Genomic DNA, 19526 nt, shown 5'->3' on the forward strand with positions numbered 1-19526 from the left:
CTAACCTTATGACAAACGAACTTCGTTAGAAATACTGAGCTGAATCACACCTTCGCCTTGCAGACGACGTACGATATCCAGAATTTCCTTACGGGCTCCTTCCACTTGGCTAACCGGTACAGCTCCGATACGCTGAATGTTTTCTTTTAGCTGAGTTGCCAGACGGTTCGGCATGGTGTTGAAGATGTAAGCACGGTTCTCTTCAGGCATACCTTTCATTGCAAATGCCCATTGTTCAATGGTCACTTCATTGTTAATAGCATCGATCGTTTCCTGACTCTGAGTAAACAGAGAGTAGAAGTCGAACATCGCTTCCTGAATCTCTTCTGCCATCTTCTCATCACGCTGAGTAAGGTATTCAAAGATTGCAGCTTTATCACCCTGTAGACGGTTAATAATGTCTGCCACCACTTTGGTACCTTTGATGGTTTGAGGCGCGCCATCGTTGTAGTTTTCTTTACAGCGGGCAATCAGGTCTTTCAATGTCTCTGTGATACCGGATGTCAGCACCTGAGTTTGAGAAATCTGATAAATCAGCTCATTGCACTCTTCCACTGTGTATTGCTCAAGCACCTTAGACGCATAATCTAAGGGTAAGTGAGCAATCAGCAAGGCCTGCATCGTAATGTGTTCGTGACGTAAATCTTCCACCAAAATATCGGCAGGGATCCACGCCAGCTGCTCGGCGTGAGTACGAATCTCATCACCGTAGATTTCTGAAACCAAGTCTTTCGCTAAGTTTCCGTTCAACGTCTTATCGAGCACATTGGTCAGATACTGGCGAGTACCACCAATGATGCCTGAGTGCGAACGGAAGTCTTCAAAGAAACCGACGATAGAACGCAGTGCATCATTGGCTTTAATATCTTTCATCTTACTCATCGAATGAGCCAGACGCTTGATTTCATCATGCGTAAAGCCTTTCAACACTTCAGAGCTGATATCTTCGCCCATAGTCAAGATGAGCAAAGCTACACCTTCAACCGTTTGATGGGCATTTCTTGGATTTTCTATTTGTTCACTCATGCATGCATCCACGTTCTCAGAATTTCAGTGACTCGTTTCGGATCGTTTTGAGCGATCATCTTCAGATGTTGAATCTGAACTTCTAACGGGCTGTCTGACTCTGGTAAGTTGTCATCCATGGCTTTAATACCTGCAGCGTCTAGTGCAAGTGAATCCAATTTATTTTCTAATCCCGCAGCCGCTGCCGCACTGTTCGTGCTTAGTGCAGCCATTTCACCGGTAGAGCCGACTTCCAGCCCTTCGGTCAGTTCTTCAAGTTCAGAACCGTCGGTTTTGGTTAAGTACTGAGCCAGAGGACGCAGTACCAGCACAATCAACAGAGCAGCAACCAGTGCACCAAGCAGATACTTGATCGGCTGCAGAATATCTTGGTCTTTGTACCAAGCCGTTTGTTCTGCATCTGGCATATTTGAAGCCACAAATGGGAAGCTAGTGACGTAGATAACGTCGCCACGGTCCTCTTCATAACCGACAGCACTGCGAACGACGTTTTGCATTCTATCTAGTGTTGCATCAGACCAACCTGCTTCTCCAGCCATGCTCTCATTAACGATCACTGAAATCGTTAGCTTTTCGACAATACCTTGCTGATGCTGAACATGGGTGACTTTACCGCTCACGGCGTATTCACGCTTTGATTCATTGCGGCTGGCTTTGGCTTTGTTCGTCTGTCCTTCCTGATTTTGCGTATCTTGGTCAGTGACAGGAGGAGTATTGCTTAATGCTCCCGGAATACCCAAAGCTAAGCTGCCGTTGTTCTCATCGCTCATTAATGTTTCAGCTCGAACAACGGGTGTGCCATAGGTTTCTTCAGTTTCCTGACGTTTTGAGAAATCAACCTTTGCAGATACCTGAACACGAAAATTCGAGGCACCTAAGATCGGCGTAAGCATGTCTGATGCTTGTGACACCAAGTGCTTTTCAATGTTACGACGGTAATCGGTTTGACGATTGGTCGATACCGCTAAGTCATCAAGCGAAGTATCTTTTGATAACAGACGACCATACTGATCCACCACACGCACATTTTCAGCTTTCAGGCCAATCACAGCACCTGAAACCAAGTTGACGATAGAGTCAACCTGACCCGGTTTAAGATCCATACCTTCAATAAGCTGAACCATCACCGACGCGCGTGCTTGTTCTTGGTCTTTACGCTTAAACAGTGATGCTTTAGGAATTGCCAGATGCACACGTGCAACCGCAATAGATTCCATGGTCACAATACTTCTTGCTAACTCGCCTTCTAAAGCATGACGATAGCGGGCCGTTTCCATAAACTGGCTTTCGCCTAATGAATCTGTGCTTGCTAAGGTGTCAAAGCCACTCGGCAGTTGCTGCTTTAGACCTTTTGCAGCCAGAATCATCCTTGTTTTTGCGACTTCATTGCTCGGCACCATAATTTGGCCGCTGTCGCTGTTTAGCTCATACTTGAGCCCTGATTGATCTAGGAGTTGCAGTACCTGACTTGAGTCATAATTTGAAGAAGTACTGTAAAGCGGGCGGTACTCTTCTGCAGACGCCCATAACATGACGACAATGATCGCAGCTGAGATCATTGAAAATATTGTGATTATGACAACATTACGTTGCGAGCTGCTCCAGAACGACTTTACTCTCTCCACGGCAGATTGTAATTTGTCGGATGCATTAGAAGCTACGATCGTAACCCCTTTCTCATTTGCCATATATTAACGCCTATCGTCACTAAACCGACATCTTGATGATGTCATTGAAATTCGTAACCATCTTGTTTCGAACTTGCATTAATGCTGAAAAAGAAAGCTGCGCTTTCTGCGCAGCCACTGTCGCGCCAATAAGGTCATCACTTTGACCCAGTTCAACTGCGGTGATTTTTGCTTCAGCAGTCTTTTGGCGAGCGTCAACAGTATCAAAAATTCCTTTTAATGTGCTGCCAAACTCAAGGCTTGAGGACATTCCTACGCGACTATCAGATATTTCGACAAGTTTAGTTAACGGGTTCTGAGTAATCGCCTGATTTTCATTCAGACGATTGATCATCGATTGTTCGATACCCGTAATAGCGTGTATTTCCAAAACTTTTCTCCTTACGCCTTTCTGTTTGAAAAGCGTACATTTTTTCTATTTTCTAATCAGTTCAACTTCAACGCGGCGGTTTTCGTCTCGCCCTTCTGCTGTGCTATTGGTGGCAATTGGATAGCGAGAGCCATGCCCTCTTAGTTCCATTTTCTCTTCTGGAACCCCAGCCAACATCATCCAATACGCCACATCGTCAGCACGTCTTCTCGAAACACTTAAATTCACCACTGTATCTCCGTGGCTATCTGAGTGACCGCTGATCAGGACCTTCTTAATGCGCTTATCGAACAGTACCAGTTCACTGATTTCCGCTAACTGTTCACGTTGTGCTTCTGTCAACGCTAACGCACCAGACTTGAAGTTGAAGACTGTCTTACGCGCCTCTTGATAACTGATTGGCGGCAATGCTGTTGTGCAGCTTTGAAAGGTTTCAATTGCACTGTGCATGTTGGCTGCTGGAAAGGTGACGCTATGAAAATCATCACGAACCGTTAACCAAGCGCCACTCATTACATCGCGATAGACAAAGTCTGCCCCTTGAATGACTTCTGCCGATTTCTTCTTGCGAATGAACTCATTCACCATGGTCGATTCATACAGAGCGTTTCCCCACACTGGCGGCTCAGTTTCAATCACCATGCTGTCGTTAAATGAACCAACACTGCGTCCGGAGATCACAAGAGAAATAGACTTACCTGCAACCACATCAAATTTGGCGTTGATGCCTGAGTGAGTGTCTTCTACAGAGAGATAACAGGTGTCACCATCATTCACCGCTTGCCATTGCACCTCATCAAAAGGCACAACATAGTCAGCAGCACTAGAGACAAAAGCAGCGCTTGAAAGCGCTGCCGTTATTAAGGCTTGGTATTTCATACAAAATCACATCAAGTCAAACAGTGATGAACTGGTCATTACTTTGGCAAACACTGACTGCGATGCCTGTAATGTGTTCATACTTTCAGTCAAACGAACCGATGCTTCTGCATAATCCAATGCATTGATATCTGTCTTGACCGTTTCCGCATACAGAGCTGCATCTGCATTATTGACGGCCATTCGATCAAGAGAGTTATAGTTTGCACCAAGAATAGTCACGGTGTTGAGGATGCTTTTTTGAGTGGCATCGGTACTATCGATTGCAGCACCTAAAATGGCATTCTTGTTCGCGGTTGGATTTTTCAACTCAGCAATCGCTGCATCCAACGTTGTGAAGAAATCCAAGCTACCTTGCAGCGTTTCTTGAACAGTAAAGTTGCTGTTCATTGAACCATCTTCACTGATTTTGGTATTGCGGTGATCCGCATTGCCACCAAACGAATAAGTAATAGGATTGGTAGAATCGTCCACAATAATCGCTTCTGAATACACGTCAGTACCAGAGAAGATATAGATACCATCTGACTTCTTATTAAAGGTGTCTAAAGCTTGCTGTCTCAACGACTCAAGCTCTGCGATGATACCGCCACTTGATTCTTCACCTACTGTGGCGTTATTCGCCTGCAACAACAGGTCATGCACGTCTAGAGCCAGTTCATTGACCGACATCAGATACGTTTCATATTCGCTGTACTTTGACTGCACATTTGCAATGTTGCTTGAGTACTGCTCAGCACTAGAAATAGTTTTATCTAGGCTTAACAGTTTCATCGAACCACTTGGGTCATCTGACAAACTGTTAATTTTGTTACCTGTAGCGATTTGCTCTGCGACACGGTTGATCTCAACGTTTGAGTTCATCATCGCTCGCGTCATCATAGTGGTAAATTGTGAATCTGTGACTCGCATAATAGTCTCCGATTAGAATGAGTTGAGCACGGTGTCGAACATTTGGCTAGCGGTAGAGATAACCTTCATGTTTGCCTGATACGCATTCATATACATCATCAAGTTTGCGGCTTCTTCGTCTGAGCTCACAGCACTGATACTGTCGCGCGCGGCTTGCGCTTCGCTGATGCTGATAGATGCAGTACTAAAGTTATTTTGAGCTTGCTGAGTGGCAACACCCACATAACCGTTGATTTTTGCGTAAGCGTCATACACGTTAATATTTGAGCCGCCGATAGAAATCGGTTGGTTTGCCAAATCCGCAAGAGCGGTTGCAAAAGAACCATCACCAATACTGCCTGTACCTGACAGTGCCAACTCTTCGGCTGTAATGTCAGTCAGACTTAAAGAACTGGCTGGGTTATCTGGGTCATAAGTAAACAATGCTTGACCCGCATTGCCGTTGAGATCAGTGGCACCCGCAGACGTCAGAATAGCGTTCACCGCATCGGCAAAACCCGCAGCGATGTTGTTGACGTCTTCCATAATCGGGAAATACTGGTCATTTTTCAGATCAGCAATCGCCCCTAGCTCACCACCTTTCGGGTCATTCAACGTCACTGTTTGACCGTTAAACGTCAATACAAGATCAGTGTTATAAGCACCGCCAGTTGCTTCATTTAAACTGATTTGGGCAACACTTTGACCAGACACTAATGGCTGACCGGACTTAGTGGAAAGCTCAACGGTACCGTCTTCTTTCGCTAGTACATTGACGCCAATCGATTTAGAAATTTCGTTCAGTTGAAGATCTAATGCGTCTTGCAGACTCGCAATATCCTGACCTTGACCAGATGCTTTACGAATTTGCTCGTTGAGTTTGGCAATGTTATCTAGCTGGCTGTTCAAGCTCTCAATGGTTTGGTTTTGCGTACGCATCAAAGTGCTGAGTTCATTTTCAATCTGACTCATGGTGCCATTGAAACGTGATGCTAAACTGCCCGCTGTTGCCAGAATCTGGTTACGGTAAACCAGAGATTCAGGGCTTAGCGTGGCTTCATCCAGTGCTGCGAAAAACTCATCAAAACCAGTACTGATATTCAAACCTTCCATACCCAGAACGTTCTCAATACCTTGCATACCTACCATATACGTTTGGTTGTATTGCATTTCCTGACCCGCAGTACGTAAACGTTCGATCGCCGCTTGATCAGAAACGCGGCGAATACTTGCGACCGTTACGCCATCGCCTGCACCGTAGTTACCTGCGCCACCGTAGACGACTGTTGCTTGCTCAACCACTTTGCGTGTGTAGCCAGCTACAGTCATATTTGCTGTATTTTGCGCTGTCACGTTCATAGCGACTTGGTTCGTCATTAAGCCTGACAAGCCTATGTTATACATACTCATGTGTTATACACTCCCTACGGTTTGTCCAGACAGTTGTTGATACAACAACTCTGCTAGTCCAAATGAGCTTTTCTTCGTCACGGAAATCGCCAATTGATTATCTAATAGGTCTTGAAACATTCCGTTTGAGTTATTTGATAATGGGTTTTCTTCGTCACCCAAAGCTTCAGTTGCCGTTCTCATTCTCTTTAGCATTTCTTGCACGAAAATCGCTTCAAACTGCTTCGAGACTTCGCGCAATGCGGCATCTTCATCATCGTGATACTTCAACGAATTGAGCGATGTCGGGTCAAACTGAAGCGCAGTGTTGTCATCAAAATTCAATGACGATAAGTCACCTGCTGACACCATTGCTTCGTCATAAATCGACGCCATATTTTGATTTAAAGATGACGTCATTACCTGTTGTGCAGTACGAGTACCATGACTCGACGAGCTTGAAAATGGCTGAACCATAGGAACAGAATTCAGCTCAGCATAATCAGCAATACCTGACACTTGGTTTGGATTAACACTGATGTTTTCGACATTACCAACGGCATTCGCCGCCTTGGCACTTTCTATCGCGATAATTGGATTTGTCATTAGATCACCACCAGCTCACCGTTAATCGCGCCCACTTCATCCAGCGCTTGAAGTATTTGCATCAGCACCATTGGTGAAGCGCCGATTCGGTTTACCGCATCGACAATTTCTTGTAACTGTGTGCCTTCAGGCCAGACCATAGCGCCGTTATCCACTTCACTAATCGAGATGTTGGAATCATTAATTACGGTTGTTTGGCCCGGTGCATTAAAGCTGCCGGCAGAGTTAGGTTGCGATACCAGCTGATCTTCACGAATAGACACCGTGAGGCCACCTTGTGAAACAATCGCTTCGCTTACCGTGACACCTTTACTGATCACCACAGTACCTGTACGCGAGTTAAAGACGATTTTCGGTAGCGATTCACCTTCGTTTACGTCCAACTGTTCAATCATAGACAAGAACATGATGCGATCTTCGCTGTCCGTAGGCGCCGCGACTTCCACCAAACCTTTATTCACCGCTTTTGCTACGCCACGACCAAAGGTTTTGTTGATCACTTTAGATATGTTCAATGCCGTTTGATAATGAGGTTTCTTAAGTTGAAGATGCAGTGTCGGGTCTTCGTCTTCAGCGCCAATAGCCGCACGCTCTAGCGTTGCGCCATTTGGAATTCGTGCCGCAGTCGGAGTGTTGTTCGTCACGCTAGAACCATCGTTGGCAGTCACTTTGTAACCACCCACGATCAAATGCCCCTGAGCCACAGCATAGACGTTGCCATCCACACCTTTTAGCTCAGTCATTAACAGCGTTCCGCCTTGAAGGCTTTTTGCATCACCAATCGAAGCGACCGTGACATCCAGCGTTTGACCCGGACCTTTGTGAGAGCTTACTACCGCTGTCACGCTTACCGCTGCAACGTTTTTAGTTTTTGGCTTTGAGCCATCTTCCAACTGAACGCCAAACTGTTGAACCATGTTTACAATAGATTGCTGGGTGAATTTCACTTGTGATTTATCACCAGTGCCATCCAGACCCACAACCACACCGTAACCAATCAATTGGTTAGTTCGGTCACCGTATACATCCGTGATATGGCTAATCGGTACTGCGCTTGCACTACCGAAAAACAAACAGCCAAACACTGCCAAAATGCAGTGTTTGAAATTAAGTCTTTGTTTCATTAAAATGGTACCCACGGAGAATTGAAGAACTGTGTTAACCAACCCGCTGTGTTCGTATCGGCAAATGTACCTCTGCCGGAATACGTAATTCGGGCATCAGCAATACGCTGAGAAGACAAGGTGTTGCCGGAACCGATGTCACTTGCACGCACGTTGCCAGACAAGCGGATAAACTCATCACCTTGGTTTAGCTTGAGCCACTTTTCGCCACGCACGCGTAGCACACCATTTGGCAAAACTTGGTATACCGTAACGGTGATAGAACCGCTCAGACTGTTGCCCTGCTTAGAGGCCGCGCTGCCGCTGAAATCACGGTTTCCATCAATGCTTGCCGAGAAACGATCGTAAGTTCGGCCACCCACGGTCGGCACATTAAGTGAAGCGCCAGAGCTTTTGCCGTATTTGGTGGTTGCACTTTTGTCCGACTCGGTTTTCTCATCCAATACCACAGTCAAAATGTCACCCACACGATAGGCTCGGCGATCTTGAAACAGTGTCATTGAAGCATTACCCGCGTAAAGGCTACCTTTACTCACTCGTTCAACTTCGTAGTTGAGTTCAGGCGGCGCATACGCTTCATCATCCGGCTTCGGCGGTACAAATTCCTGCCCACGTCCAGCACAACCGGCCAATAGCAGAATTGACGCAATGACAGCTGAACGTTTAGCGATACTTACAAGGTTTGTTAAACACATAAAACTAGCCATTCGCTTAGGTATGGTTTGCTAGGTACTGCAACATGTTGTCTGCCGCACTGACCATTTTTGCGCTCATCTCGTACGCACGTTGTGTTGAGATCATATCCACCATCTCTTCAACCACTTGTACGTTAGAAGTTTCTAGAGCACCTTGTTTGATGTAGCCTGCACCTTCAGTACCGGCAGCCAGCTCCATTGCTTCACCTGACGCTTCTGTTTCAGCCAGCAAGTTACCACCAAGCGCCGTTAAGCCTTGAGGGTTCATAAACTTAACCAGAGTGATTTCACCCAGATTTTGAGGCTCTGTTTCACCGGGAATGGTTGCAGATACGGTACCGTCTTCTGCGATAGACACGAGAATGGCATCATCAGGAACTGTAATTTCTGGTTGCAGCAGATAACCTTGCGTGTTCACCATTGAACCATCAGAGTTGACGTGAAACTGACCGTTACGTGTGTAAAGCATTTCGCCATCAGGACCTTCGATCTGGAAAAATCCATCACCCATGATCGCTAAGTCATACTGCTGGGAAGTGTTGTTGATGTTACCCTGCGTAAATACTTTTTCAGTACCGGCTACACGCACACCATTACCTAACTGAATACCCGTAGGGTGTACGTTAAGGTCATCGGTGCCTGTACCCGCTTGCTTTTCTACTGCGTAGAACAAGTCTTCGAAGACAACTCGGTCACGCTTAAAACCGACTGTGTTTACGTTCGCCAGGTTGTTGGAAATCGCGGTCATTTTTGAGTCTTGAGCCGCCATACCTGTTTTTGAAATCATTAATGCGCTATGCATAACTTACCTACTAAATTCTTATTACGCTTTCAGCAACTGGTTGCCAAGCTTGTCTATCTCTGATGCGGTTGCCATCGCCTTTACTTGCATTTCGTACTGACGAGAAAGCGACATCATGCTGACCAACTCTTCCAAACTTGAAACGTTGCTCGATTCCAGATAACCAGAACGAACAGAGACATTTGGATCAGCCATCAAGGTGTTGCCATCTTTCGCAACGAACAGACCTGATTTATCCAACGTCATATCGAAGTAATCAGGGTTAACCAGTTTCAAGGTTGCGATTTCCATTTCCGCGCCGCCTCCCGGAGGAGTAATGCTCAGAACACCATCTTTAGAGACGTTAATCGCTTGATACTCCGGAACAACAATTGGACCACCATCACTTAGCACCTGACGATCACCCACCATTAAGTTACCTTCTGGTGTGAGATTGAAATTACCCGCACGGGTATACAGCTCTTCTGGCTCACCTTGTTTGCCTTCCAAAGCAAAAAAGCCCGTACCGTTAATTTGTACGTCCAGAGGGCGGTCAGTACGAATTTCCGTACCGTGTGCAAAGTTGTTAGAAGCCGAGTTAGTGCGTGTTGTTGTCGAAGACTCAAAACCAGAACCATTAACCTTCATTGGTGTTGAGTGTTCCATGATCGCTTTGAAGCCGACGGTATTAACTTGAGCAAGGTTGTTGGCTCGAACTTCCTGAGCCAACATCACTCGCTCTGCGCCTTTCGCTGCGGTAAACAGAATTGGATTCATAATTAAACCGCGTTAAATAGCGACTGCATCAGTTGATCTGATGTAGAAATCGTTTTGGTGTTTGCCTGGTAGTTACGTTGCGCAGTCATCAGGCTTACTAGCTCTGACGTTAAATCAACGTTTGAGCTTTCAAGCGCTCCCGATGCAAGTTCACCAAACTGACCGGTACCCGGTACACCGTACACTGGGTTGCCAGATGCGAATGTTTGCGTCCAAGAGGTGTTTGAGGTTTGTAGCAATTCTTGCGGCGCTGTGAAGTTAGCAAGAACTAACTGACCTTGAAGCAGAGATTGACCATTGCTATAAGTGGCGTAAACCATACCGTTTGATTCGATACGGATATCCGCAAAGTCACCCGCTGTGTAACCATTTGCGCTGTTTTGAGAAACCACAAAGTCACTGCCGTACTGGCTAAGTGATGAGATATCAATAGTGATATCAAGCGGGTTTGCGCCAGATGCATTTGCCGTTACCGTGTACGACGGGTTTGAAGTCAGCTTACCTGTGGTATCAAAGGTTACTGGTGATTCAGTGATGACATTAGTGGTATCACCATCGACAACCGAATGAATTGTCCACTCATTGTCTGCTGTTTTTACAAAATACTGAGTCAACGTGTGCTCATTACCTAAAGAATCGTACACAGGTGTTGTGTATGAGTTGGTATAAGAGTTCACATCTGACGGATCAAATGGATAAGTGGCCGTATCAACAACCTCTGAACGAGAATCCAAGTTTGAAGTAAACGTCATGCTATCAGTTGCTTTTGCTGGTAGTGAAGCACTGTCGATCTTCAGGTTGCCCACTGAACCTTCAAGCAAGTTATTGTTTCCATCTACTTGGTACCCTTGCAGGTTACCGCCAGTATTGGAAACAATGTAGCCATTCGCATCCATAGAGAATGCGCCGTTACGGCTATAGCTCATCTGACCGTTACCTTCTTGGATAACGAAGAAACCGCCGCCCGTTAACGCCATATCCAGAGATCGACCAGTACCTGCGATCGACCCCAGTGAATCAAAGTTCTGGCTGATGCCATTCACTTGCACACCACCCGCTTGGCCACCGTTATATACAGAACCAAACTCGGTACGAGACTCTTTAAAGCCCGTCGTTGATGAGTTAGCGATGTTATTTGAAATGGTATTTAGCTCTTGGTTAGAGGCATTTAGACCGCTCAGGGCAATATTAAAACTCATAAAATACTCTCTTAATTAACTGTTGTTACTTTTCTGCCCAAAAGAGGCAATTTCGTAAAATGGAATGTCGCCAATGCCGTTGATAGTCAAGACACTAGCACCACCCGTAGATGGGATAGAGACCATTTCAACAGTTCCGTTTAGCGTAATATTAGGTGTGTAAGTTTGGCCTTCATCGAGCAGTACTTTCATGCTGTACTTGCCTTCAAGACCTAATTCAGCTGTATCAATAGAAAAATCGACTTTGCCAGAAGAATGGCTGCCCAAAGCAATGTTGGTCACGTTGCCTTGTTCATCAGTCAGTTCAAGCGTTACCGTGTTAGATGGCGATGTCAGCTCAATAGAGCCGTCGTAAACAGTGCTACCATCCGCTTGTAGTGTATCGGTGCGGACAGACACAGTTTGCCCCACCAAATCTGCGGTCGTCAGTACTTGTAAGTTGTCCATCATGATGGCGTTGTTGTTCAGGATAGTTACCATGTTCTCAGTACTTTGCACCTGAGCAAACGTCGCTAGCTGAGATACATATTCCGTACCGTCAGCAGGATTCAAAGGATCCTGGTTCTGAACCTGTGCCACCATTAAGGTAATAAATTGGTTATACAATGCATCCGCGCTGTTCTGATTGGTTGCAACAGCGGAAGCGGAAGTGGTGGCCGATTGAACGGTGACGCTAGTGTCTGCACCAGCTACTACAGTTGCCATCGATTACACCTCCCAAATACGCATCAAAGATTGCTGCATTGATTTCACGTTGTTAAGCACTTCAACGTTCGCTTCAAAACTGCGTGTTGAGGACATCATGTCTGCCATTTCATTCACCACGTTTATTCCCGTGTGGTAAACGTACCCTTGATCATTAGCCAAAGGGTTATTTGGCTCATAGCGAGTTTGTGCCAGACCATCCAACTCAATCACATCTGCAATTTTTACAGGTACCAGACCTTGATCTTTTTGTGCTGCAGACAGCGAGTTAAACGCTGCAGAAAAAACTGGCTTTAATGGCTTGTACACATCGTTTGGGTTACTCGCGACCGAATCTGCGTTCGCCAAGTTACTAGAGATTGTATTCAAACGAATGGTTTGAGCCGTCATAGCTGAACCGGATGTTTCGTAAATGCCGTTAAAAGACATGGTGCCCCTTAAATAAATGACTTATGGTTCTGTTTCAGAACCTTATTGACCTTCAATCGCTCGTTTTAAGCCTGATACTTTCGACTTTAGAAACTGCAAACTCTGATGGTATTCCATACTGTTTTGAGCAAATCGGGCTTGTTCAGATTGAAGCTCTACTGTGTTTCCGTCTCGAGAACGTTGCACTGGTATTCTGTACATCGTATCGGTTTGAATACGGGTCGAAGATACGCCGCCAATTTCAGACATTACCGCATTAAACGTAACGTCCTTTGCTTTGTAATTAGGCGTATCTACGTTCGCAATATTCGAAGCAAGTACCGAGGTACGTTCAGTTCGAAATTGCAGCATTGTAGGGTGTATCCCTAAAGCATCGTCTAAACTAATCATGGCGCTACAATAAAATCCTAATAATGCATTCATGGTTATTTCTGCAATGCATTCATAACCTGAAAATAAAACATTCAACATTAATGATCTGCATTATAAATAAATGGAATCATTTCGAATGTAGGAATAGTCCCAAACTCCTTCGTAGATCTTCCTAACAATCCTTACATAGCAATATATTAAGAATAATGAGCTGTTTTTCATTTGAAGTAATATTGCGCTTATGTATAATCGCCCGCCTATTACCGAACCCTATAATTCGGTTTAGTTCTTTGGAGTATTTTCATGCAACATATCGCAATAACCGATATTGGCAATCCGAAAATTGCCATAAAAAAAAGGATTGTTGAGTTTCTTCAAGAACATGCGAACGTAATTAAACGTCAGCTACGTGGTACCTTTAATGGTGTATCCGTCGAAGTTGAGCCACGAGAGGAAGGCTCTTCTGAAGAAGACTTACACGAAATATGCCTTGATATAAGTAATATCGGCATTATTTCTTTTTCTTTATCCATCAGTACTTTGGATAAACTATTTTGCAAACATCTGAATATTCCTACAAATAGTTCAGATAGCAATGTGGGCATTAATTCAATTACAGTTTCACACAGTAAATTTTTCGAACGCTTTGTAAGTAAAATAATTAATTGTTTATTTCCTAGCGAAAAGATAAAAACGATTCAATGTGAAAAGATTAAACACACTGACATTGGAATTAATTGCGAACTTATTGTAGGCAATATACATGAAGATATGTTTATTACCTTCAGTGAAGAATCGTTGAAATATTTTTCAAATGGTTTAAGAAAATACAAACCATTTACACAGAAAGATGTCGTCGCAACATTGAATCAAGTGCCCGTTGATATCAGCGCCATTCTGATGAAAACAGAATTATCTATTGATGCGCTTGATACCATCTCTGTCGGGGACGTAATCGATTTGCAAAAACCTGAACAAATTGACGTGAAAGTAAGTGGCAACACTCTATTTAAAGGTCAACTTGTCATTGATGAACATGCTCAATTTGGAGTGAAGTATGAGTGATTTAGACCAACTAGATGATCTTGACCTGCTAAATGATGACCTGGATTTCGATGCACAGGATTCAGCGTTAACATCGAATAAAGCACCTAACACGTTAGATGCACCAACAAGCAAGTCAAACATTGGTATGATTCGCGACATTCCTGTTGAAGTAACAGTAGAAGTTTCAAGACGCAGCCTTCCTTTAAAGGAAGTGATGGCAATTGAACCTTCTTCTGTTGTCATGCTGGATAAGCATGAAGGCGAACCCGTTGATATCAAAATCAACGGTGTTTTATTTGGTACAGGAAGCATTATCACTAAGGATGGCAAATACGGTGTTCAAGTTTTGTCTCTAGTCGATAGTGGAAGCCATGAATAAAAAGCTTTTAGGATGGCTAACAGTCATCCTTTTTTTATTGTTGCCTAACATAGCAGCAGCAGAACCAGAACTGAGCCTGTTCACCATCAATGATGCTTCAGGCTCCAGTGAATACTCGGTAAAACTGCAAATCCTCATTTTGATGACGATGCTGAGCTTTATTCCAGCATTTATCATCATGTGTACCTGCTTTACACGCATCATCATTGTATTGGGTATTTTAAGACAAGCGCTCGGTTTGCAGCAGTCGCCACCAAACCAAGTATTGGTCGGCCTTGCTTTGATCTTTAGTATCCTGATTATGCGTCCGGTTTGGACAGACATTTACGACAATGCCTACCAACCTTATGCCAATAATGAAATCACCTTAGTTGATGCTCTGCAAAGAGGCAGTGTTCCTTTGCGTGAATATATGTTGGCGCAAACGCAAACCCAGACTCTTGAACAAGTCACCAAAATCGCAGACGAACCTTTAGCAGACAAACCCGAAGACATTCCGTTTTTAGTGCTGTTACCAGCTTATGTACTGAGTGAACTGAAAATTGCGTTCCAAATCGGTTTCATGGTGTTCTTACCATTTCTAATCATCGACCTTGTTGTAGCATCCGTATTGATGTCTATGGGTATGATGATGCTTTCACCATTGATTGTATCCCTACCTTTTAAACTGCTGATCTTCGTCGTTGTTGATGGTTGGGGAATGCTGTTGGGTAGCTTGTCTCAAAGCTTCTGGGTAGGAGGCTAAACATGACGCCTGAACTTTCAGTCACGATCGTCGCACGTGCATTATGGGTCGTAGTCTCAATGGTATCGGTACTGATTGTACCTAGCTTGTTAGTAGGTTTGCTGGTGGCTGTTTTGCAAGCGGTCACTCAGATCAACGAGCAGACACTCAGCTTCTTTCCACGTCTTATTGTTACTATGCTGAGCATCATTTTTGCGGGCCATTGGCTACTGATGCAAGTGTCAGAATTTTTCGAATACATTTTCTTCACTGTACCGACTCTGGCACAGTAAGAAGCGCGGCTGTTGCATGCTCGATCTCACCTTCACACAAATTACAGAATGGCTTGGCTTTGTTTGGTGGCCTTTTGTGCGCTTTGCTGGCTTCTTTCTGGTGGTACCTTTCTTTGGTGACACCCGCATTCCTGTTGTGGTCAGAATTCTGCTTCCCATGATCTTTTCGATCATGTGTGCAGGCATTATTGAGAATGTTCCTTCTTTCAACCCGTTCTCAATCCAAGCCTATGTATTTGCTATCTACCAATTTAGCTTTGGCTTCATTCTGGGTATGGTTGTACTGCTGTTTATGAATATATTCAGTATTGGTGGGCAGGCGGTCTCTATGCAGATGGGTCTAGCTATGGCAGTGATGAACGACCCTAGCAGTGGCGCCAGCGTGCCAATCACTGCTCGTATCTTCAATATCACAGCAATGTTGTTGTTGCTTTCGTTGGACGCCCATTTGATCATTCTGGATATCTTTGTCGATAGTTTCCGTCACTGGCCATTCGATACGGTTTACCCATTTGAAGGCATCAAGCATGTTCTCACCATGTTTGGTTGGATGTTCTCTTCTGCCTTGGTTATTGCCATCCCAGCTATGTTAACCATGATGCTCAGTAACGTTACCTTCGGTTTCCTAGGCAAAATTGCGCCTTCATTAAATATTTTCACATTAGGTTTCCCGATGACCATGCTACTGGGTATGTTTGCCTTGATGCTTTCGATCTTTGGTGTCGGTGATATTTTCTTTGATCTGGTCAGCGAAATGCGCGACCACATGAATTACGTGTTGAGCCTATAAATGAGTCAAGGGGATAAAACCGAACAGGCCAGTAGTCAGAAACTCACTAAGGCGCGTGCAGAAGGTCAGATTGCACGCGCTAAAGAGTTTACCACTGCGATATGTATGATCGTTGGTGTGAGCTATTTCTACATGTACGGGCCGGAGCTCAAGCGCTCGATCTTTCTGCTATTTGAAACTGCGTTTACCTTTGATTCTACGACCATATTCGACATTGAACCTAGCTTAGAACTTCTGGCTCAATCCTTGTTTATTCTCATCAAACTGTTTGCGCCAATGATGCTGTTCATAACACTGACCGCAGTCGGTGCAAGTAGTGTTCTTGGCGGTTTCAACTTTAACTTCAAACAAATCAGTCCGAAGTTCTCTAAAATCAATCCCGCTTCAGGTATTAAGCGTATTTTCTCTAAACAGACCTTCGTTGAGTTTCTCAAGAGCGTGGTAAAAATCGCCATCATTTTGTTCCTGCTCTACACCACACTCAATAACAATGTAGGGATTATTAGTGGTCTTGTCAGAGCCTCATTTCAGACGGTGACACAAATTGCTTTTGGTAACCTAATAACGCTTGTCATCATGCTGATTTCTGTTGCCGTTATTTTCGGTTTGATAGATGTTCCCTATCAAAAATTGACGTTTAGCAAGCAGATGATGATGTCCAAAGAAGAGTTAAAACAAGAACACAAACAGCAGGAAGGTAGCCCGGAAGTCAAAGGCCGCAGACGTCAAATTCAAATGCAATACGCTCGTAACTCGGCCAACAAAATGGTTCCAACGGCAGACGTTGTTTTAATGAACCCTACGCACTTTGCTGTCGCTCTTAAATACGATATCGAAAAGGCGGAAGCTCCGTTTGTCGTCGCCAAAGGCAAAGACGAAGTCGCATTCTACATTCGTTCTTTGGCAGACAAACATGAAATTGAAGTATTAGTCGTACCAGAAATTACACGTTCTATTTACCACACAACGCAAGTCAACCAGATGGTTCCAAACCAGTTATACCTTGCTGTGGCGCAAATTCTGAAATACGTTCAACAGCTACAAGCATGGCGTAAAGGCCAACAAGCGAAACCTAACAAACTACCAAGCTTTACCATTCCTGAGAATATTCGCTATTAAGTTATTAATTACTAAATTATTCGTCTTTAAATACTCGCGTCGTTTTGTTGTCATCCATCACCACCATCTGAGTTAAGTTGATTTCGAGCTGACAGCAAAAAGCCAGCACTCACATATGCTGGCTTTTTAGTGTTAACGTCACGCTAAGATGCGATTAATTAAAACACGCCTTTCTTTTTCAGGCGTTGAACTTTCTCCAGACGTTCCTCGACAGACTCTTGCGGTTCAGCGCGGTTGGAAGGTGTTGCGACGACGCCACCCTGTTGCTTAATTTGTTGCATCAACTGGTTAATCAGTGTGTTTTGTTGCGTCACTACGCTCTTAAGCTCAGAGATTTGCTGGCTGTGATCAAGTTTGTCGCCAATGGCTTTCGCAATATCATGGCTGAGTGCTTGTTGATCCACCGATGCAAGCTGAGAGCTTGATAAGGAGCCACCCATCAGCTGTTTTTGGTGCTCAATTAACTGGCTACTAATGATGGAGGCAATGTCTTGGCTCAGTGCCAAAGTATCAATATCGTTAGACGAGGAACTCGGCATCAGAGTGATCAGGTCACGAAGTGCTTTTTCATTTTCAGCGAACTTACCACTCATCGTGTTAACAATTTCTTGGCTTAACGCCTGTGCGTCTATCTTGCTCTCAAACTGAGTATTGGCATGAGCGGCAATGTGCTCAACTAATGATTGCTGATGCAGCGCCAACTGAGAACTCATATGTTCAGTAATATGAGTAAAATCAGGAACTGACGGAGTGGTGTTGGAAGAAAAATCTATTTGAGAGAGATGCTCAGACAGTTTCATTTCGAGCAGATGTTCAATTTTTGATGAAACATTATCAATCACAGTGTCAACATCAAAGGCCATGCGTTCCGTTGACGCACCGTCTTCCACTCGATTTGGGACACCATGAGGTTGAATCTGGTGCACCTTGAGAATGTCCAGAAGCGACTGCTCGGTAATTGAATCGTTAGACAATGCCATCGCAAAGCTGGTCGCCAGTTCTGGTTTCAGACAATGCAGAAACATGCCACTCATATAGATATCTTTATGAATGTGGACTAACTGATGCAATTCCATCGCAGCGGTTGAATCCGCTGCTAATTCTTTACGTTTTTTCGACCAGCCAATAAACGTATTGTAAGCAAAACTATCTGGAATAGATTGCAGCGGGTCGAGGTAGATCGCTAGAGATACGCGTTTGAAGCGCTTATTCATCAACAGCTTCCTCTACATTGCTGCTGTTCTCGTCTGCATGATACAAGCACATTTCTTGAGCCAACGCGGATTGAGCGTTATCAACAAGGATGACTCGGTCACCTAATGTTGGATACGCTTGTTTCACTGCATCATAAATGAGGGTTGCACCGCCACCCACGAGGTAAACGCGGTTCGGATTCTTGGCAAATTTCTTCGCTTCAGTGACAACTTGTTTACCAAGCTCGTGAATTTTGGCATTCATTTTTTCACGAACCATCTCGATTTGAGATTCGTCGTTAATCACTTCGGACGCAAATTCGTCATCGTGACGACGGCGGATAAGTTCATTTGCTACAAGGTAGCTTGAATCACTGTCTGCAAACGCTAATGCTTTACGAACCGTATTGGTCACCATAGATACGCCGATTTCGTTGTTACCGTATACGCCTGACACTTCGTCAAACTCACCAACAACAATACCCATGTCTAAGGTTGTTCCACCCAAGTCGATCACAAGAGAGCGCGTAAATTCATTGCAGTTAGAGTTCACCAGAGTAGACAGAACCGCAGGCAAGCTTTCCGGCATGACTTCTACTTCGACCACATTGAATGTCTCACCTTTGTTGAGTGAGATTTCACGCATCAGGTTTTGACGCTTACGTTCAATGTTCTTTTCATTCTTTTGGCAATCTTCAAAACGGTAGTATTCGGTGATCGGTAACGTCACAACCAAAGAAACGTTACAAGGCTCTAGACCTGTTTGAAGTAATGCATGATGAACTGCCAATAAGTTCAAATCATCGTACTGATAATCAACGTGTGTTGTTTCTAATGCTTTATCAGATGTGGCGTCGTAAGTGTATTTAAAGCCATCAATTGTGTAGTTGTAGACTTTTTTATCGTTTCTTAACGCTGCACTCTTCCAATCTTTTCTAAATGAGTTTGGCGATACCAAACTTTTAATTTCACCGTCAGCCAGCCAACTTACTTTTACGTTTGTTGAACCATCATCAACAGCAAATTTCATCAAAGTATTAGTCATGTGTG

At 44.4% G+C, this 19526-nt stretch carries 23 protein-coding genes; 6 read left to right on the forward strand and 17 right to left on the reverse strand.

Annotated elements, in window-relative coordinates; all coding sequences use genetic code 11:
* Window positions 1-6 precede the first annotated feature (6 nt).
* From HUO09_RS11200 to HUO09_RS11270, 15 genes are read right to left on the reverse strand one after another with little or no spacing between them, the layout of a single operon-like run.
* On the reverse strand, window positions 7-1026 hold the full coding sequence (locus HUO09_RS11200; RefSeq protein WP_188234040.1) for a FliG C-terminal domain-containing protein: 1020 nt from the start codon (window positions 1024-1026) through the stop codon (window positions 7-9).
* Window positions 1023-2714 carry a flagellar basal-body MS-ring/collar protein FliF gene (fliF, locus tag HUO09_RS11205; RefSeq protein ID WP_188234041.1) on the reverse strand — a complete coding sequence of 564 codons (1692 nt, stop codon included), beginning with the start codon at window positions 2712-2714 and terminating at the stop codon, window positions 1023-1025. Before fliF ends, HUO09_RS11200 begins: the two co-directional genes overlap by 4 nt.
* 19 nt (window positions 2715-2733) lie before the next feature.
* On the reverse strand, window positions 2734-3084 hold the full coding sequence (locus HUO09_RS11210; RefSeq protein ID WP_223159398.1) for a flagellar hook-basal body complex protein FliE: 351 nt from the start codon (window positions 3082-3084) through the stop codon (window positions 2734-2736).
* A gap of 45 nt (window positions 3085-3129) precedes the next feature.
* A complete protein-coding gene (locus HUO09_RS11215; RefSeq protein ID WP_223159399.1) occupies window positions 3130-3963 on the reverse strand; it encodes an OmpA family protein in 834 nt (277 codons plus the stop codon).
* Between the two features lie 6 nt (window positions 3964-3969).
* Window positions 3970-4875: a flagellar biosynthesis protein FlgL gene (locus tag HUO09_RS11220; protein WP_188234042.1), complete on the reverse strand. Its 906-nt coding sequence runs from the start codon at window positions 4873-4875 to the stop codon at window positions 3970-3972.
* 12 nt (window positions 4876-4887) lie between these two features.
* A complete protein-coding gene (gene flgK / locus HUO09_RS11225; RefSeq protein ID WP_188234043.1) occupies window positions 4888-6264 on the reverse strand; it encodes a flagellar hook-associated protein FlgK in 1377 nt (458 codons plus the stop codon).
* 3 nt (window positions 6265-6267) lie between these two features.
* Window positions 6268-6849 carry a rod-binding protein gene (locus tag HUO09_RS11230; protein WP_223159400.1) on the reverse strand — a complete coding sequence of 194 codons (582 nt, stop codon included), beginning with the start codon at window positions 6847-6849 and terminating at the stop codon, window positions 6268-6270.
* Window positions 6849-7973, reverse strand: coding sequence for a flagellar basal body P-ring protein FlgI (locus tag HUO09_RS11235; RefSeq protein WP_188234044.1), 1125 nt, complete (start codon window positions 7971-7973; stop codon window positions 6849-6851). The genes HUO09_RS11230 and HUO09_RS11235 overlap by 1 nt, the downstream gene beginning before the upstream one ends.
* Entirely contained in the window at window positions 7973-8668 is a 696-nt protein-coding gene (gene flgH, locus HUO09_RS11240) for a flagellar basal body L-ring protein FlgH (protein WP_188234045.1), read from the reverse strand. The genes HUO09_RS11235 and flgH overlap by 1 nt, the downstream gene beginning before the upstream one ends.
* Before the next feature lie 16 nt (window positions 8669-8684).
* Window positions 8685-9470, reverse strand: coding sequence for a flagellar basal-body rod protein FlgG (gene flgG / locus HUO09_RS11245; protein ID WP_188234046.1), 786 nt, complete (start codon window positions 9468-9470; stop codon window positions 8685-8687).
* A 21-nt stretch (window positions 9471-9491) separates the two neighbouring features.
* Complete coding sequence (locus HUO09_RS11250) at window positions 9492-10226, reverse strand: flagellar basal body rod protein FlgF (protein WP_188234047.1); 735 nt, start codon at window positions 10224-10226, stop codon at window positions 9492-9494.
* A gap of 2 nt (window positions 10227-10228) precedes the next feature.
* On the reverse strand, window positions 10229-11425 hold the full coding sequence (flgE, locus tag HUO09_RS11255; RefSeq protein ID WP_188234048.1) for a flagellar hook protein FlgE: 1197 nt from the start codon (window positions 11423-11425) through the stop codon (window positions 10229-10231).
* Between the two features lie 15 nt (window positions 11426-11440).
* Window positions 11441-12130 carry a flagellar hook capping FlgD N-terminal domain-containing protein gene (locus HUO09_RS11260; RefSeq protein WP_188234049.1) on the reverse strand — a complete coding sequence of 230 codons (690 nt, stop codon included), beginning with the start codon at window positions 12128-12130 and terminating at the stop codon, window positions 11441-11443.
* Between the two features lie 3 nt (window positions 12131-12133).
* Window positions 12134-12559, reverse strand: a complete 426-nt coding sequence (gene flgC, locus HUO09_RS11265; protein WP_102965586.1) for a flagellar basal body rod protein FlgC — start codon at window positions 12557-12559, stop codon at window positions 12134-12136.
* Window positions 12560-12601: 42 nt separating this feature from the next.
* Window positions 12602-12949, reverse strand: a complete 348-nt coding sequence (locus HUO09_RS11270) for a flagellar basal body protein (protein WP_102969381.1) — start codon at window positions 12947-12949, stop codon at window positions 12602-12604.
* A gap of 285 nt (window positions 12950-13234) precedes the next feature.
* On the opposite strand from HUO09_RS11270, the gene HUO09_RS11275 reads away from it, so the two are divergent.
* The 6 genes from HUO09_RS11275 to flhB are packed head-to-tail and all read left to right on the forward strand — an operon-like array spanning window position 13235 to window position 17283.
* Complete coding sequence (locus HUO09_RS11275) at window positions 13235-13996, forward strand: flagellar motor switch protein FliM (RefSeq protein ID WP_188234050.1); 762 nt, start codon at window positions 13235-13237, stop codon at window positions 13994-13996.
* The gene (locus HUO09_RS11280) at window positions 13989-14357 is read left to right on the forward strand and encodes a FliM/FliN family flagellar motor switch protein (protein ID WP_102962650.1); all 369 of its coding nucleotides are present in this window, start codon (window positions 13989-13991) and stop codon (window positions 14355-14357) included. Before HUO09_RS11275 ends, HUO09_RS11280 begins: the two co-directional genes overlap by 8 nt.
* Complete coding sequence (gene fliP / locus HUO09_RS11285) at window positions 14350-15102, forward strand: flagellar type III secretion system pore protein FliP (RefSeq protein ID WP_188234051.1); 753 nt, start codon at window positions 14350-14352, stop codon at window positions 15100-15102. The genes HUO09_RS11280 and fliP overlap by 8 nt, the downstream gene beginning before the upstream one ends.
* Window positions 15103-15104: 2 nt before the next feature.
* On the forward strand, window positions 15105-15374 hold the full coding sequence (locus tag HUO09_RS11290) for a flagellar biosynthetic protein FliQ (RefSeq protein WP_167413345.1): 270 nt from the start codon (window positions 15105-15107) through the stop codon (window positions 15372-15374).
* Window positions 15375-15390: 16 nt separating this feature from the next.
* The gene (gene fliR, locus HUO09_RS11295) at window positions 15391-16164 is read left to right on the forward strand and encodes a flagellar biosynthetic protein FliR (RefSeq protein ID WP_188234052.1); all 774 of its coding nucleotides are present in this window, start codon (window positions 15391-15393) and stop codon (window positions 16162-16164) included.
* Entirely contained in the window at window positions 16165-17283 is a 1119-nt protein-coding gene (gene flhB / locus HUO09_RS11300) for a flagellar biosynthesis protein FlhB (protein WP_188234053.1), read from the forward strand.
* 158 nt (window positions 17284-17441) lie between these two features.
* Here flhB and HUO09_RS22320 read toward each other — a convergent pair whose 3' ends face one another.
* Together HUO09_RS22320 and parM are read right to left on the reverse strand one after the other, a co-directional pair.
* Complete coding sequence (locus HUO09_RS22320) at window positions 17442-18497, reverse strand: hypothetical protein (RefSeq protein WP_223159401.1); 1056 nt, start codon at window positions 18495-18497, stop codon at window positions 17442-17444.
* Entirely contained in the window at window positions 18490-19521 is a 1032-nt protein-coding gene (gene parM / locus HUO09_RS11310; protein ID WP_167413348.1) for a plasmid segregation protein ParM domain-containing protein, read from the reverse strand. Before parM ends, HUO09_RS22320 begins: the two co-directional genes overlap by 8 nt.
* Between the last annotated feature and the right edge of the window lie 5 nt (window positions 19522-19526).

This window comes from Vibrio sp. Y2-5 (genome assembly GCF_014596725.1).
Classification (GTDB): domain Bacteria; phylum Pseudomonadota; class Gammaproteobacteria; order Enterobacterales; family Vibrionaceae; genus Vibrio.

What these genes read in the sequence shown, in the direction of transcription:
- fliR (WP_188234052.1), top strand. Translation starts at nt 15,391, where the DNA reads ATGCTCGATCTCACCTTCACACAAATTACAGAATGGCTTGGCTTTGTT.
- flhB (WP_188234053.1), top strand. Translation starts at nt 16,165, where the DNA reads ATGAGTCAAGGGGATAAAACCGAACAGGCCAGTAGTCAGAAACTCACT.
- HUO09_RS11290 (WP_167413345.1), top strand. Translation starts at nt 15,105, where the DNA reads ATGACGCCTGAACTTTCAGTCACGATCGTCGCACGTGCATTATGGGTC.
- HUO09_RS11230 (WP_223159400.1), bottom strand. Translation starts at nt 6,849, where the DNA reads ATGACAAATCCAATTATCGCGATAGAAAGTGCCAAGGCGGCGAATGCC.
- HUO09_RS11200 (WP_188234040.1), bottom strand. Translation starts at nt 1,026, where the DNA reads ATGAGTGAACAAATAGAAAATCCAAGAAATGCCCATCAAACGGTTGAA.
- fliP (WP_188234051.1), top strand. Translation starts at nt 14,350, where the DNA reads ATGAATAAAAAGCTTTTAGGATGGCTAACAGTCATCCTTTTTTTATTG.
- flgK (WP_188234043.1), bottom strand. Translation starts at nt 6,264, where the DNA reads ATGAGTATGTATAACATAGGCTTGTCAGGCTTAATGACGAACCAAGTC.
- flgG (WP_188234046.1), bottom strand. Translation starts at nt 9,470, where the DNA reads ATGCATAGCGCATTAATGATTTCAAAAACAGGTATGGCGGCTCAAGAC.
- HUO09_RS11280 (WP_102962650.1), top strand. Translation starts at nt 13,989, where the DNA reads ATGAGTGATTTAGACCAACTAGATGATCTTGACCTGCTAAATGATGAC.
- HUO09_RS11270 (WP_102969381.1), bottom strand. Translation starts at nt 12,949, where the DNA reads ATGATTAGTTTAGACGATGCTTTAGGGATACACCCTACAATGCTGCAA.
- fliF (WP_188234041.1), bottom strand. Translation starts at nt 2,714, where the DNA reads ATGGCAAATGAGAAAGGGGTTACGATCGTAGCTTCTAATGCATCCGAC.
- HUO09_RS11215 (WP_223159399.1), bottom strand. Translation starts at nt 3,963, where the DNA reads ATGAAATACCAAGCCTTAATAACGGCAGCGCTTTCAAGCGCTGCTTTT.
- HUO09_RS11275 (WP_188234050.1), top strand. Translation starts at nt 13,235, where the DNA reads ATGCAACATATCGCAATAACCGATATTGGCAATCCGAAAATTGCCATA.
- HUO09_RS11260 (WP_188234049.1), bottom strand. Translation starts at nt 12,130, where the DNA reads ATGGCAACTGTAGTAGCTGGTGCAGACACTAGCGTCACCGTTCAATCG.
- flgE (WP_188234048.1), bottom strand. Translation starts at nt 11,425, where the DNA reads ATGAGTTTTAATATTGCCCTGAGCGGTCTAAATGCCTCTAACCAAGAG.
- HUO09_RS11220 (WP_188234042.1), bottom strand. Translation starts at nt 4,875, where the DNA reads ATGCGAGTCACAGATTCACAATTTACCACTATGATGACGCGAGCGATG.
- parM (WP_167413348.1), bottom strand. Translation starts at nt 19,521, where the DNA reads ATGACTAATACTTTGATGAAATTTGCTGTTGATGATGGTTCAACAAAC.
- HUO09_RS11250 (WP_188234047.1), bottom strand. Translation starts at nt 10,226, where the DNA reads ATGAATCCAATTCTGTTTACCGCAGCGAAAGGCGCAGAGCGAGTGATG.
- HUO09_RS22320 (WP_223159401.1), bottom strand. Translation starts at nt 18,497, where the DNA reads ATGAATAAGCGCTTCAAACGCGTATCTCTAGCGATCTACCTCGACCCG.
- flgH (WP_188234045.1), bottom strand. Translation starts at nt 8,668, where the DNA reads ATGTGTTTAACAAACCTTGTAAGTATCGCTAAACGTTCAGCTGTCATT.
- HUO09_RS11235 (WP_188234044.1), bottom strand. Translation starts at nt 7,973, where the DNA reads ATGAAACAAAGACTTAATTTCAAACACTGCATTTTGGCAGTGTTTGGC.
- flgC (WP_102965586.1), bottom strand. Translation starts at nt 12,559, where the DNA reads ATGTCTTTTAACGGCATTTACGAAACATCCGGTTCAGCTATGACGGCT.